The following is a 618-nucleotide window of genomic DNA, read 5'->3' on the forward strand; positions in this document are numbered from 1 at the left end:
AGCTCCTCACCGGGTGCTGAGGTGGATCCGCACGTCCGCGGGGATGTTCAGCGTCATGAACACCAGCGTGACCGTTGCCGTGACCTCGACGAGGGCGCCGAGCACATCTCCGGTGACACCGCCGAGGTAGCGGACGAGGAATCGGCGCAGCAGCCAGCCCGCGACCGTCCCGACGGCGACGGCCGTCACCGCGCGGACCGCACCGCCGGTATCCCCACCGTCGAGGTCGACGCGCCCGGCCAGGGCGGCGACGGCGACCACAGCGGCACCGGAGCAGGCCGCCTGCCACGGCGCCACGGTGCGGGCGACGAGCGCGCCCAGCCCGGTCGGGTGTGCCGCCGGCGCGCGGACGCAGGCGAGCGTCGCCGCGAGTCGTCCGGTCATGGCGGCCACCACGATCGACACGGTGCCCCGGTGCTCGCCGATCGTGAGTGACAGGGCACTGACCTGGACGAGTACCGCGAACACCACGGCCAGCGCGCCGAACGCACCGAGCCGGGAGTCGCGCATCGCGACCAGGGCACGGTCCTGGCCGGCGCCGAACCCGTCGGCCACGTCGGCGAGCCCGTCCAGGTGCAGGCCCCGGGTCAGCCATGCCAGCGTGGCGATTCCCACCGC

Annotated in this window: 1 protein-coding gene; it reads right to left on the bottom strand. The window is 74.4% G+C overall.

Features of this window, described 5'->3' with window-relative positions:
- Nucleotides 1-6: 6 nt before the first annotated feature.
- The coding region (locus tag U9980_RS21415) for an adenosylcobinamide-GDP ribazoletransferase (RefSeq protein ID WP_322769562.1) at nucleotides 7-618 on the bottom strand (612 nt) is incomplete at its 5' end.

It is taken from the genome of Protofrankia sp. Cr1 (genome assembly GCF_963555865.1).
GTDB lineage: Bacteria > Actinomycetota > Actinomycetes > Frankiales > Frankiaceae > Protofrankia.